9 protein-coding genes are annotated in these 13,278 nt (G+C 71.1%); 5 read left to right on the forward strand and 4 right to left on the reverse strand.

What is annotated here, in order from left to right:
* The first annotated feature begins 101 nt into the window (after positions 1-101).
* The 5 genes from ACIPFH_RS07925 to glgB all read left to right on the forward strand — a co-directional run bounded on the left by ACIPFH_RS07925 (position 102) and on the right by glgB (position 9,390).
* A complete protein-coding gene (locus ACIPFH_RS07925) occupies positions 102-1,313 on the forward strand; it encodes a S8 family peptidase (protein ID WP_401824240.1) in 1,212 nt (403 codons plus the stop codon).
* Positions 1,314-1,504: 191 nt separating this feature from the next.
* The gene (locus ACIPFH_RS07930; protein WP_401824241.1) at positions 1,505-3,733 is read left to right on the forward strand and encodes an alpha-1,4-glucan--maltose-1-phosphate maltosyltransferase; all 2,229 of its coding nucleotides are present in this window, start codon (positions 1,505-1,507) and stop codon (positions 3,731-3,733) included.
* Positions 3,730-5,448 carry a maltose alpha-D-glucosyltransferase gene (treS, locus tag ACIPFH_RS07935; RefSeq protein ID WP_401824242.1) on the forward strand — a complete coding sequence of 573 codons (1,719 nt, stop codon included), beginning with the start codon at positions 3,730-3,732 and terminating at the stop codon, positions 5,446-5,448. Before ACIPFH_RS07930 ends, treS begins: the two co-directional genes overlap by 4 nt.
* Positions 5,449-5,573: 125 nt before the next feature.
* Positions 5,574-6,953, forward strand: coding sequence for a maltokinase N-terminal cap-like domain-containing protein (locus tag ACIPFH_RS07940; protein WP_359125964.1), 1,380 nt, complete (start codon positions 5,574-5,576; stop codon positions 6,951-6,953).
* A gap of 13 nt (positions 6,954-6,966) precedes the next feature.
* Complete coding sequence (gene glgB, locus ACIPFH_RS07945) at positions 6,967-9,390, forward strand: 1,4-alpha-glucan branching enzyme (protein WP_401824244.1); 2,424 nt, start codon at positions 6,967-6,969, stop codon at positions 9,388-9,390.
* A 119-nt stretch (positions 9,391-9,509) separates the two neighbouring features.
* Here glgB and ACIPFH_RS07950 read toward each other — a convergent pair whose 3' ends face one another.
* The 4 genes from ACIPFH_RS07950 to ACIPFH_RS07965 form a co-directional block, all read right to left on the reverse strand.
* Positions 9,510-11,813: a HelD family protein gene (locus ACIPFH_RS07950; RefSeq protein ID WP_401824246.1), complete on the reverse strand. Its 2,304-nt coding sequence runs from the start codon at positions 11,811-11,813 to the stop codon at positions 9,510-9,512.
* A gap of 132 nt (positions 11,814-11,945) precedes the next feature.
* Positions 11,946-12,293 (reverse strand): thioredoxin domain-containing protein, encoded by a 348-nt coding sequence (locus tag ACIPFH_RS07955; RefSeq protein ID WP_356265212.1) that lies wholly within the window; start codon positions 12,291-12,293, stop codon positions 11,946-11,948.
* Positions 12,290-12,718: a MerR family transcriptional regulator gene (locus ACIPFH_RS07960; protein ID WP_356265215.1), complete on the reverse strand. Its 429-nt coding sequence runs from the start codon at positions 12,716-12,718 to the stop codon at positions 12,290-12,292. The genes ACIPFH_RS07955 and ACIPFH_RS07960 overlap by 4 nt, the downstream gene beginning before the upstream one ends.
* 29 nt (positions 12,719-12,747) lie before the next feature.
* Positions 12,748-13,257, reverse strand: coding sequence for an Lrp/AsnC family transcriptional regulator (locus ACIPFH_RS07965; RefSeq protein ID WP_401824248.1), 510 nt, complete (start codon positions 13,255-13,257; stop codon positions 12,748-12,750).
* Positions 13,258-13,278: the final 21 nt, after the last annotated feature.

The following is a 13,278-nucleotide window of genomic DNA, read 5'->3' on the forward strand; positions in this document are numbered from 1 at the left end:
CGCACGAGAGGCTGCCCAGTGGCGTACTCGGCGGGGCCGGAGAAAGTCGCGGAAGCCGGTGAAGCCGTCATGCGCCGAGTCGAGGGAGGGGAACTCGAACCATGGCACGGACGCGCACACGGCGTCTGCGTCGGGTGGGGGGTCTGACCGCGGTCGTCACGACCGCGGTCCTTGCGGCCGTCACCCTGCCCGCGCACGCCGCACCGGAGGGGAAGATACTCGGCGCCGGTCAGCCCGGTTCCGTCGGCGGAAGTTACCTCGTGACGCTGAAGGGGGGCGTCCAGGCGTCGTCGGAGGCCGGGCGCGGCCTCGTCGGTTCCTATGGGGCGACCATCGTCCGGACCTATGGCACGGTCCTCAACGGGTACGCCGTCGAGGCCGACGAGAGACGGGCCCGGCGGCTCGCGGCCGACCCGCGCGTGGTCTCGGTCGTCCAGGACACCCGGGTGACGCTGGACGCGGCGGGTGGCGCGAGGAATCCGCCGTCCTGGGGGCTGGACCGCGTCGACCAGCCGGGCCGCCCGCTGGACCACCGCTACCACTGGCCGAAGTCGGCGGGTGCCGGGGTCACGGTGTACGTGATCGACACCGGCATCCGGATCACGCACGCCGACTTCGGCGGCCGGGCGTCCTACGGGTGGGACTTCGTGGGCGGTGACCGCGTCGCCGCCGACGGAAACGGCCACGGCACGCACGTCGCGGGCACCGTCGCGGGCACCACTCTCGGCGTCGCCGGGAAGGCGAGGGTGGTGGCGGTACGGGTGCTCGACAATGCCGGTGCGGGCACCACCGCGCAGGCCATCGCGGGCATCGAGTGGGTCACCCGGCACGCGCACAGGCCCGCGGTCGCCAATCTCAGCCTGGGCGGCGGCTACAACCCGGCGCTGGACGCGGCCGTCCGCACCTCCATCGAATCCGGCGTCACCTACACCGTCGCCGCGGGCAACGTGGGACAGCCGGCCGCTCTGCACTCACCCGCCGACGTGCGGGAGGCCGTCACGGTCGGCGCCACCGACCGGGGGGACGCCAGGGCGGGCTTCTCCAACCACGGTTCGGCCCTCGACCTGTTCGCGCCGGGCGTGTCGATCACCTCCGCCTCGTACCGGAGCGACACCGGCCGGGCGACCTACTCCGGTACGTCGATGGCGGCGCCGCACGCGGCGGGCGCGGCCGCGCTCCACCTCGCCGACCACCCGAGGGCGACGCCCGCGCAGGTCGCGCGGGCGCTGGTCGCGGGGGCGGCGAACGGCAAGGTCTCCGGCCGGGGGCCCGGCTCGCCGAACAAACTCCTCCAGGTCCCCCCGTTCAGGTAACGGAACTCCGCGGCCGGCTCCGTTCCCCTCGAACGGGGCCGGTCTGGTGCGCAGATTTTGGAGCGAGTAGTTAACAAAGCGCCGGATTGCTCACCCGAATAGGGTGGAAGGCTCCTCCGGTACTCCCCCGCAGGACCCCCTCCCCACCACATCCATCCGCCTACCCCCCGTTGATGCGGACAGGAGCGGTCATGCCAGCAAGGCACCACCCGTCATCACCCCCGACGCCTCGCAGCAAGAACAGCAAGAGCGGCAAGGGCGGCAAGAGCGCCGAGAAGACCCAGGGCCCGGAAACACGCGAGAGTCCGGAGAGCACCGAAAGCTCCGGGAGCGTCCGCGACTCCGAGAAGACCACGCCCGTACCGGTGCTCGCGCCCGCCTCCGAGCCGCCTGCCCCGGAGCGATCCTCCCGGGGCGGCGACGCCACCGCCGTGGGGCGCATACCCGTCCTCGACGTCCGCCCGCTCGTCCAGCAGGGCCGCCGGCCGGCGAAGGCGGTCACCGGTGAGACGTTCGAGGTCTCGGCGACCGTGTTCCGGGAAGGGCACGACGCCGTGGCCGCCAACGTGGTCCTGCGGGATCCGGAGGGCAGGCCCGGACCGTGGACGCCGATGCGTGAACTCGCCCCCGGCACCGACCGCTGGGGCGCGGACGTCACGCCGGACGCGACGGGCCGCTGGACCTACACCGTGGAGGCCTGGAGCGACCCGGTCGCCACCTGGCGGCACCACGCCCGCATCAAGATCCCCGCGGGGATGGACACGGAGCTGGTCCTCGAAGAGGGCGCACGTCTGTACGAACGGGCGGCCGCCGGAGTGCCGGCGGAACCGGATCGCACCGTGGTGCTGACGGCGGCCGGTGCGCTGCGCGACGAGACCCGCCCGGCCGTCTCCCGGCTGGCGGCGGCCCTGACCCCGGAGGTCGACGCCGTCCTCGGCCGGTATCCGCTGCGGGACCTGGTCACCGCCTCCGAACCGCTGCCGCTGCTCGTCGAGCGCGAACGTGCCCTGTACGGCGCCTGGTACGAGTTCTTCCCCCGCTCCGAGGGCACCGCCGAACGCCCGCACGGCACGTTCCGCACCGCCGCGCGCAGACTCCCCGCCATCGCCCGGATGGGCTTCGACGTCGTCTACCTCCCGCCGATCCACCCCATCGGCACGACCTTCCGCAAGGGCCGCAACAACACCCTCGACCCCGGCCCCGACGACGTCGGCGTGCCCTGGGCGATCGGCTCGCCGGAAGGCGGCCACGACGCCGTCCACCCCGACCTGGGGACCATCGAGGACTTCGCCCGGTTCGTGCAGCGCGCCGGTGAACTCGGCCTGGAGATCGCCCTCGACTTCGCCCTCCAGTGCTCCCCCGACCACCCCTGGGTGCAGAAACACCCCGAGTGGTTCCACCACCGGCCCGACGGCACCATCGCCTACGCCGAGAACCCGCCGAAGAAGTACCAGGACATCTATCCGATCGCCTTCGACGCCGACCTGGACGGTCTGGTCGCGGAGACGGTGCGGGTGCTGCGGCACTGGATGTCGTACGGGGTGCGGATCTTCCGGGTCGACAACCCGCACACCAAGCCGGTCGTCTTCTGGGAGCGGGTCATCGCGGAGATCAACCGCACCGACCCCGACGTGATCTTCCTCGCCGAGGCATTCACCCGGCCCGCGATGATGCACACGCTCGGCCAGATCGGCTTCCAGCAGTCCTACACCTACTTCACCTGGCGCGACACCAAGCAGGAACTGACGGAGTACCTCACCGAACTCTCGGGGGACGCCGCCTCCTACATGCGGCCCAACTTCTTCGCCAACACCCCCGACATCCTGCCCGGCTTCCTGCAGCACGGCGGCCGCCCCGCCTTCGAGATCCGCGCCGTCCTCGCCGCGACCCTCTCCCCCACCTGGGGCGTCTACAGCGGCTACGAACTCTGCGAGAACGTGGCGCTCAAGGAGGGCGGCGAGGAGTACCTCGACTCGGAGAAGTACCAGCTCAGGCCCCGTGACTGGGAGGCCGCCGAACGGGAGGGGCGCAGCCTCGCCCCCCTCCTCACCAAGCTGAACGAGATCCGGCGGGCGAACCCGGCCCTGCGCCAACTGCGCGATCTGCACTTCCATCCCACCGACAAGGAAGCGGTGATCGCCTACTCGAAGAGGAGCGCGGAGAAGAGCGGTTCGAACACGGTTCTGGTGGTCGTCAACCTCGACCCCCACCACACCCAGGAGGCGACGGTGTCGTTGGACATGCCGCAACTCGGCCTGGACTGGCACGAGTCGGTGCCGGTGCGCGACGAGCTCACCGGCGAGACCTACCACTGGGGCAGGGCCAATTACGTGCGCCTCGAACCGGGCACCCGGCCCGCGCACGTACTCACCGTCCTGCGACCGTCCTACCCGCAGATCGGAGGGTCACCCACAACATGATCGTCAACGAGCCCGTTCCGGACACCTTCGAGGACACTCCCGCCAAGGACCGCGACCCCGAGTGGTTCAAACGCGCCGTGTTCTACGAGGTCCTCGTCCGCTCCTTCCAGGACAGCAACGGCGACGGCGTCGGCGACCTCAAGGGCATCACCGCCAAACTCGACTACCTGCAATGGCTCGGAGTCGACTGCCTCTGGCTGCCGCCCTTCTTCAAATCACCCCTGCGCGACGGCGGATACGACGTGTCCGACTACACCGCCGTCCTCCCGGAATTCGGCGACCTCGCCGACTTCGTGGAATTCGTCGACGCCGCCCACCAACGCGGCATGCGCGTCATCATCGACTTCGTGATGAACCACACCAGCGACCAGCACCCGTGGTTCCAGGAATCGAGAAAAGACCCCGACGGACCCTACGGCGACTACTACATGTGGGCGGACGACGACAAACAGTACGCCGACGCCCGTATCATCTTCGTCGACAGCGAAGTCTCCAACTGGACCTTCGACCCCGTCCGCAAGCAGTACTTCTTCCACCGCTTCTTCTCCCACCAGCCGGACCTCAACTACGAGAACCCGGCCGTGCAGGAGGAGATGATCTCCGCGCTGCGGTTCTGGTTGGACCTGGGCATCGACGGCTTCCGCCTCGACGCCGTGCCCTACCTGTACGCCGAGGAGGGCACGAACTGCGAGAACCTCCCCGCCACCCATGAATTCCTCAAACGGGTGCGCAAGGAGATCGACGCGCAATATCCGGACACGGTGATCCTGGCCGAGGCCAACCAGTGGCCCGAGGACGTCGTCGACTACTTCGGCGACTACGCCTCCGGCGGCGACGAATGCCACATGGCATTCCACTTCCCCGTCATGCCCCGCATCTTCATGGCCGTCCGCCGGGAATCCCGCTATCCCGTCTCCGAGATCCTCGCCAAGACCCCCGCGATCCCCTCCCGCTGCCAATGGGGAATCTTCCTGCGCAACCACGACGAGCTCACCCTCGAAATGGTCACCGACGAGGAACGCGACTACATGTACGCGGAATACGCGAAAGACCCGCGTATGCGCGCCAACATCGGCATCCGCCGCCGCCTCGCACCCCTCCTGGACAACGACCGCAACCAGATCGAACTCTTCACCGCCCTGCTGCTCTCCCTCCCCGGCTCGCCGATCCTCTACTACGGCGACGAGATCGGCATGGGCGACAACATCTGGCTCGGCGACCGCGACGCCGTCCGCACCCCCATGCAGTGGACACCCGATCGCAACGCAGGATTTTCTTCCTGTGACCCCGGGCGGCTGGTCCTTCCGACCATCATGGACCCCGTCTACGGGTACCAGGTCACCAACGTCGAGGCGTCGATGTCGTCGCCCTCGTCGCTGCTGCACTGGACCCGCCGGATGATCGAGATCCGCAAGCAGAACCCCGCCTTCGGCCTCGGCACCTACACCGAGCTCCAGTCCTCCAACCCGGCCGTCCTCGCCTTCCTGCGCGAAGCCCCCCTCACGGCCGACGGAGGGGACGACCTGGTGCTGTGCGTGCACAACTTCTCGCGGTTCGCGCAGCCCACCGAACTCGACCTCAGCCAGTTCAAGGGGCGGTATCCGGTGGAGCTGTTCGGCGGGGTGCGCTTCCCGGCGGTCGGTGACCTGCCGTACCTGCTGACCATGGCGGGTCACGGTTTCTACTGGTTCAGACTGCGCAAGGACGCGGCCTAGGGCTCGTCCGGCGATCCGTCGGACGAGCCCTCGAACCCCGGGCGGGGCGGTTTCCTCCGCGCCGCCCGGGGCACGCATCAGTAACGCCCCGACCCCGACCCCCCGGGGAAAGGAATGTGACACTTATGGCGGCGACTGTCACAGTTTCCGGCCGGACGGACCCCGGCCTTCTCGCATCGCTGGACCCCCTGCTGCGGGAGTGGCTGCCACGGCAGCGCTGGTTCGCGGGCAAGGGACGTCCGATCACCGGCTTCTCCCTGGTCTCGGCCACCGAGCTGCTGCCGGTCGGCACCCGGCTGGGGCTGTACCACCTGCTGGTGCGCACCCATCAGTCGGCGGCGCCCGGTGACTGCTACCAGCTGCTGATCGGCGTCCGTGAGGCCCTCCCGCCCCGGCTGGCGCCCGCGCTGATCGGACACGTGACGCAGGGGCCGCTGACCGGGCGGACCGTCTTCGACGCCCTGTACGACACCCGGCCCGCCGAGGTGCTGCTGGAGGCCCTGCGCACCGGGGCCCGGATCGGCGGGCTGCGCTGCGAACGGGACCCGGAGCAGGAGATCCGGTCGGGGCTGGTCCCGCGCCGGCTGACGGGCGAGCAGTCGAACTCGTCCGTCGTCTATGGAGATACGTTCATTCTGAAGCTGTTGCGCCGGGTCGTGCCGGGCGTCAACCCCGATCTGGAGCTGCCGCTGGCGCTGGCCCGCGAGGGCTGCCCCCGGGTGCCCGCGCCGACCGCGTGGATATACGGGGACCCGGGTGAGGGCGAGAGCGAGCCGTACGTCCTGGCCGTGCTCCAGCCGTATGTGCAGGGCGCGGCGGACGGCTGGGAGCTGGCGCTGCGGGAGCTGGCCAAGGGCGAGGACTTCGTCGCCGAGGCGCGCGCGCTGGGGCGGGCCACCGCCGAGGTGCACGGGGCGCTGGCCCGGGCGCTGCCCACGGCGACGCTGGGCCAGGCACAGATACGGCCGATGGCGGCCGGCATGACCGAGCGGCTCGACGCGGCCGCGCAGGCGGTGCCCGCCCTGCGCCCCTACGCGCCGGCGCTGCGCACGGCCTTCACCGCGCTGGCCGACCTGGCGGCCGAGGGCCACACCTGGACCGCCCAGCGCGTCCATGGTGATCTGCACCTGGGGCAGTGCCTGCGCTCGTCCTCCGGGGAGTGGGCGCTGATCGACTTCGAGGGGGAGCCCGCCAGGCCGCTGGCCGAGCGGCGGATGCCCCAGCCGACCGTGCGGGACGTGGCGGGCATGCTGCGTTCCTTCGACTACGCCGCCCACTCCGCGGATCCGTCGGCTCCGCTCTGGGCACATGCCTGCCGGGCGGCCTACTGTTCCGGGTACGCCGAGGTGGCCGGCGTGGACCCGCGCACCGACCCCGTGCTGCTGCGGGCCCACGAGACGGACAAGGCGGTCTACGAGGTCGTCTACGAAGCCCGGCACCGACCCGACTGGCTCCCCGTACCGCTGTCCGCGATACACCGCCTCGCCGCACCCGACCTGCCTTGAGGAGGCTCCGTACGTGACTCCCCCGAAGAAGAAGGCCACCGCGAAGAAAGCAGTGACCGAGAAGGCGGCGGCCCAGAAGGCGGCGAGCAGGAAAACGATGGGCAAGAAGGCGAAGGCGGCGGGCAAGAAGGTCATGGCCGAGGAGACAGCGGCGGCGGCAGCGGCAGCGGCAGCGGCAGCCGAGGAGGTCGCCGCGAAGAAGCCCGAGGAACCCCCCGTGGACACCGCCGGCACCGCCCCCGGGGCGGCGGTCGATCCCGCTCCCGACCCCGTCGACCGGGAACGGCTGCTGAACGGCACCCATCACGACCCGCACTCCGTGCTCGGCGCGCATCCGGTGCCCGGCGGAGTCGTCTTCCGGGCGCTGCGCCCCTACGCGCGGTCCGTCACGGTACTGGCGGGGGACCTGCGCGCCGAGCTCCACGACGACGGCGACGGCTTCTTCTCCGCCCTGCTGCCCCTGACGGAGGTCCCGGTCCACCGGCTGCTCGTGACCTACGAGAGCACGACCGTGGAGACCGAGGACGCCTACCGTTTCCCGCCCACGCTGGGTGACCTGGACCTGCACCTGATCGGCGAGGGCCGGCACGAGCAGTTGTGGACGGTGCTGGGCGCGCACCCGAGGACCCACCAGGGCGTGCCCGGCACCGCCTTCTCCGTGTGGGCGCCGAACGCGCGCGGGGTGCGGCTGGCCGGCACCTTCAACTTCTGGGACGCCACGGGGTACCCGATGCGGTCGCTCGGCTCCTCCGGGATATGGGAGCTGTTCGTCCCCGGGGTCGGCGAGGGCGAGCTGTACAAGTTCGACATCACCCGCCCCGACGGCTCGCACACCCTGCGCGCCGACCCGCTGGCCAGGCGTACGGAGGTCCCGCCGGCGACCTCGTCGATCGTGCACGCCTCGCACTACGAGTGGGGCGACGAGGAGTGGCTGGCCCGGCGGGCCGAGATACCCGTCCACGAGGCTCCGTTCTCCGTGTACGAGCTCCATCTGCCGTCCTGGCGGCCGGGGCTCACCTACCGGCAGCTCGCCGAGCAGCTGCCCGCGTACGTCGGGGACCTGGGCTTCACGCACGTCGAGCTGATGCCGGTCGCCGAACATCCCTTCGGCGGCTCGTGGGGTTACCAGGTCACCGGGTTCTACGCGCCCACGGCCCGGCTCGGCACACCCGACGACTTCAAGTACCTGGTGGACGCGCTGCACCGGGCCGGCATCGGCGTCCTGATGGACTGGGTGCCGGCGCACTTCCCGCGCGACGAGTGGGCCCTCGCCGAATTCGACGGCCGTCCGCTGTACGAGCACGAGGACCCGTTGCGGGCCGCGCACCCCGACTGGGGGACGCTCGAGTTCGACTTCGGGCGGCGCGAGGTGCGCAACTTCCTGGTGGCCAATGCCACCTACTGGTGCGAGGAATTCCACATCGACGGCCTGCGGGTGGACGCCGTCGCCTCGATGCTCTACCTCGACTACTCGCGCGAGCCGGGCCAGTGGACCCCGAACGAGCACGGGGGCCGGGAGAACCTGGACGCGGTGGCGTTCCTCCAGGAGATGAACGCGACGGTCTACCGCCGCAGCCCCGGGGTGGTCACGATCGCGGAGGAGTCCACGGCCTGGGACGGGGTCACGCGGGCCACGCACCACTCGGGTCCGAGCGGCTTCGGCGGGCTCGGATTCGGGCTGAAGTGGAACATGGGCTGGATGCACGACTCGCTGGAGTACATGAGCCACGAGCCGGTGCACCGCAGGTTCCACCACCACGAGATGACCTTCTCGATGGTGTACGCCTACAGCGAGAACTACGTGCTGCCCATCTCGCACGACGAGGTGGTCCACGGGAAGCGCTCGCTGGTGTCGAAGATGCCCGGCGACTGGTGGCAGCAGCGCGCCGGTCTGCGGGCGTACCTGGCGTACATGTGGGCCCACCCGGGCAAGCAGCTCCTCTTCATGGGCCAGGAGTTCGCCCAGGGCGCGGAGTGGTCCGAGGCGCACGGTCCCGACTGGTGGCTGCTGGATCCGGCGTACGGCGCCGAGGCCGACCACCGGGGTGTCAGGGACCTGGTCCGCGACCTCAACACCGTCTACCGGGCGGCGCCGGCCCTCTGGCAGCAGGACACCGACCCCGCCGGTTTCCAGTGGGTGGTCGGGGACGCGGCCGAGGACAACGTCTTCGCCTTCCTGCGCTACGACGCCGGGGGCTCCCCGCTGCTGTCCGTCTCCAACCTCTCCCCCGTCGTCCGCCACGACTACGGTCTCGGCATACCCGACGACGTCCCGGCCTGGCACGAGGTCCTCAACACCGACGCGGCCGCGTACGGCGGCAGCGGCGTCGCCCATCCCGACCCGGTCAAGCCGGAGCCGCAGGGCCTGCACGGCAGGCCGGCGAGCGTCCGGCTGACGCTGCCCCCGCTGTCGACGGTGTGGCTGCGGCCCGCCTGAGCCTCGCCCCGGTTCCCGGGGCGAGGCCGTCGGCCGGTGCGATGGCGTGCGGGACGGCTTCCCTGCCGCGCACGCTCACCGCACCGGCCGTGCGCCCGCGGTGATCGCGGCACGGCCCGTCACGCGTCGGCGATCCGGTGTGGTGCCGGGGCCCCTTCGAAGGCCGCGGCCAGCGCCTTCGGCAGCGGCCTGCTGTGCAGCACCCCCAGCCGCTGGGTCGCCCGGGTCAGCGCCACGTACAGGTCGCTCGTTCCGTACCGGGCCGGCTCCACCACCAGCACGGAGTCGAACTCCAGGCCCTTGGACTGGCGCGGGTCGAGCAGTACGACGCTCCGGGTGAGGTCCGGCTCGGCGTCCGCCGTCACCCCGTCGAGCCGGGCCGCCAGCTTCCGGTGCAGGTCGCGCGGGGCGATGACGGCGAGACGGCCCTCTGCGGGGGTCAGCTCGCCGACGGCCTCGGCGACCGCGCCGGGGAGGTCGTCGGCGGCGCGCGCCCACGGGCGTACGCCGGTCGACCGCACCGAACTCGGCGGCTCGAAGCCGGGATGCTCCGCGCGGACCACCGCCGCGGCCACGTCCATGATCTCGGCCGGGGTGCGGTAGTTGACGCCGAGGCGGGTGTGCTCCCAGCGGTTCTCGACGTACGGCTGGAGGATCCTGTCCCAGGAGCCGACGCCCGCCGCCTCCGCGGTCTGCGCCGGGTCGCCGACCAGGGTCATCGAGCGGGTCGGGCTGCGCCGCATCAGCAGCCGCCACGCCATCGGCGACAGCTCCTGCGCCTCGTCGACGATGATGTGCCCGAACGCCCAGGTGCGGTCGGCGGCCGCGCGTTCGGCGGCGCTGCGGTGGTCGTCCTCCTCGTGGCGTTCGGCGAAGCGTTCGGCGTCGATGATGTCGTGCGCGGACAGGACCTCGGAGTCCTCCTCGTGCTTGTCCTCGAACTCGTAGGTGCGGGAGGCGTACGAGACGTCCAGGACGCCCTGTGCGTAGGCGACCTGGGTCTCCCGTTCGCGCTCCGCGCGGGCCCGTGCCACCCGGTCGTCCTCGCCGAGCAGTTCGGCCGCCTCGTCGAGCAGCGGTACGTCCGCCACGGTCCAGGCCCGGGTCACCGGGCGGCGGATGGCGGCCGCGTCGTCGTCGGAGAGGTACCCCACGGGGTCGGCGAGGAAGTCGGCGACCAGGCGCTGCGGGGTGAGCCGCGGCCACAGCTGGTCGATGGCGGCCCAGACCTCGGGGTTGTCGGCGAGCTCGTCGCGGATCTGGGTGATGTCGCTCGGGTCGAGGAGGTTCGATCCGTCGTAGGGGTCGGTGCCGATGCGTTCGGCGACCATGTCGGTGAGCGTGTTGAGGATGTGGCCCTCGAAGTGCTCGCGGGCCGCGTTGTGCGGCAGCTTCGCGGCGCGGGTGCGCTCGCGGGCCATGTTGACCAGGCCGTCGTCCAGCATCAGGATCTCGCGGTCGTGCCCGATCGCGATCACCGGATCGGGCAGCGCCTGCCAGTCGCGTACGACCTCGGCGAGCACGTCCGCCATGTCGGCCCGGCCCTTCACGGCCGCCGCCTCGCGGGTGTCGGCCGCCGTCGCCTTCACGCCGGGGAAGAGTTCGCCGACCGTCGCCAGCAGCACGCCCGTCTCGCCCAGCGAGGGCAGCACCTCGCCGATGTAGCCGACGAAGGCGGGGTTGGGGCCGACGATCAGGACGGCCCGCTTGGCGAGCAGCTCCCGGTGTTCGTACAGGAGATAGGCGGCGCGGTGCAGGGCGACGGCCGTCTTGCCGGTGCCGGGGCCGCCCTCGACCACCAGCACCCCGCGGTGGGGCGCCCGGATGATCTCGTCCTGCTCGGCCTGGATGGTCTGCACGATGTCGTTCATGCGGCCGGTGCGTGCCGAGTTCAGCGCGGCGAGCAGTACGGCGTCGCCGGTGGGATCCTCGTGGCCGGTGCGGGTGGTGTCGCCGATGTCGAGGATCTCGTCGTGCAGGGCGGTGACCCTGCGGCCCTCGGTGGTGAGGTGCCGGCGCCTGCGCAACCCCATCGGGGTGTGGCCGGTGGCCAGATAGAAGGGGCGGGCGACGTCGGCGCGCCAGTCGATGAGGATCGGGGTGCGCTCGGCGTCCTCGGCGCGCAGGCCGATGCGGCCGATGTGGTGGTCGGTGCCGGAGGTGAGGTCGATGCGGCCGAAGCAGAGGGAGCCGTCCACCGCGTTCAGCGCGGTGAGCAGCCCGGAGCGTTCGGCGACGAGGATGTCCCGCTCGAGCCGGGCCTGCATGGGCGTGTTGCCCTGGGCGAGCGCGTCCGTGACGGAGCCCTCGGTGTCGCCGCGCAGCGCGTCCACGCGCGCGTACAGGCCGTCGATGAATTCCTGCTCGCAGCGCAATTCATTATCCGGAAAGTCGGCGTTTGACAATTCCACTCCCGCCCGCATATACTATGGTCACTGAGCCTCTTTGCGACTGGATCCATTGGAAGTCGCGAACCATCAAATATACGCAGAGAAATCCCCCGGACGCAATTGCCCGGGGGATTTCTTCGTATTACGCCAGGTCGGTCGACGCGCTCACGGTGTCCGGGCCGGCAGGACCTCGTCCAGCTCCGCGAGGAGCCGGCGCTTCGGCCGGGCGCCCACCATCGACTTCACGGGCTCACCGGCCCGGAACACCATGAACGTCGGCATCGACAGCACCCGGTACGCATGGGTGGTCTCCGGGTTGGTGTCCACGTCCAGCTGCACCACCTTCAGTCGCGCGCCCTCCTCCGCGGCGAGCGCGGTGAGCACCGGCCCCATCTGCCGGCACGGCGGACACCAGTCCGCCGTGAACTCCACCAGCACCGGCAGGTCCGCCCCGAGCACCTCCGTCCCGAAGTCCGCGTCCGTCACCTCGGCCACCCCGTCCGCCTTGATCACCGTTCCTGCCCTCCCAGTTCGCACTCGGGCTCCGGACCCCCCGGAACCCGCGCCTCGGCATCCAGCTCGTCCCGCGCCAGCTCGGCCCGCACGAGTTGCCCGGCGACCGTCTCCCGCACCGCCCGCAGCTCCCCGATGAGCGCGTCCAGCTCGTCCAGCTTGCGCCGGTAGACCGCGAGCGACGCCGGGCACGAGTCGCCCTCCGGGTGCCCGGCCCGCAGACACTCCACGAAGGGCCGGGTCTCCTCCAGGTCGAACCCGAAGTCCTGGAGGGTCCTGATCTGCCGCAGCAGCCGCAGATCGCCCTCGTCGTACGTCCGGTACCCGTTGTCCCCGCGCCGCGCGGGCAGCAGCCCGCGCGACTCGTAGTACCGCAGCGTCCGGGTGGTGGTCCCGGCCCGTGCCGCCAGCTCGCCGATGCGCATGCCTACGAACGTAAGGCTTGACGCCCACGTCAAGGCAAGAGCGGCTTCCGTTCGACCGGAGAGGTGAGCACGATCGACGTCGTCGTGCGGCCCAGGGCGGAGACCGCCTCGAGGACGTCCTCCAGGTGGACGGTGTCCCGGACGGCGACCTTGAGGATCCAGCAGTCCTCGCCCACCACGTGGTGCACCTCGGTGATCTCGGGTCGCTCGATCAGCTCCAGGGTCCTGGGGTGGCGCAGGTTGTAACCGCCGTGCGGGTCGACCCGGATGAACGCCTGGATGCCGTAGCCGAGCCGGGCCGGACTGACGTGGGCGCCATAGCCCCTGATGACCCCCGCCGCCTCCAGCCGCCGCACCCGCTCCGTCACCGCCGCGGGACTCAGCCGCACCCTGCGGCCCAGCTCGCTGAGCTTGATCCGGCCGTCGGTCTGGAGCAGTTCCAGGATCTCCCGGTCCAGCGCGTCGAAGGCCACCGACGTTTCGTCGGCGGCGGCCCGCGAATGCCGAGGTTCTTTCGGTACGACGGCCGGAACTCCCATGGTTACCCCTTCAGTACGCGC

The organism is Streptomyces sp. NPDC088157 (assembly GCF_044741545.1).
Taxonomy (GTDB): Bacteria; Actinomycetota; Actinomycetes; order Streptomycetales; family Streptomycetaceae; genus Streptomyces.

What these genes read in the sequence shown, in the direction of transcription:
- treS (WP_401824242.1), top strand. Translation starts at nt 3,730, where the DNA reads ATGATCGTCAACGAGCCCGTTCCGGACACCTTCGAGGACACTCCCGCC.
- ACIPFH_RS07960 (WP_356265215.1), bottom strand. Translation starts at nt 12,718, where the DNA reads ATGCGCATCGGCGAGCTGGCGGCACGGGCCGGGACCACCACCCGGACG.
- ACIPFH_RS07925 (WP_401824240.1), top strand. Translation starts at nt 102, where the DNA reads ATGGCACGGACGCGCACACGGCGTCTGCGTCGGGTGGGGGGTCTGACC.
- ACIPFH_RS07940 (WP_359125964.1), top strand. Translation starts at nt 5,574, where the DNA reads ATGGCGGCGACTGTCACAGTTTCCGGCCGGACGGACCCCGGCCTTCTC.
- ACIPFH_RS07930 (WP_401824241.1), top strand. Translation starts at nt 1,505, where the DNA reads ATGCCAGCAAGGCACCACCCGTCATCACCCCCGACGCCTCGCAGCAAG.
- ACIPFH_RS07950 (WP_401824246.1), bottom strand. Translation starts at nt 11,813, where the DNA reads ATGCGGGCGGGAGTGGAATTGTCAAACGCCGACTTTCCGGATAATGAA.
- ACIPFH_RS07965 (WP_401824248.1), bottom strand. Translation starts at nt 13,257, where the DNA reads ATGGGAGTTCCGGCCGTCGTACCGAAAGAACCTCGGCATTCGCGGGCC.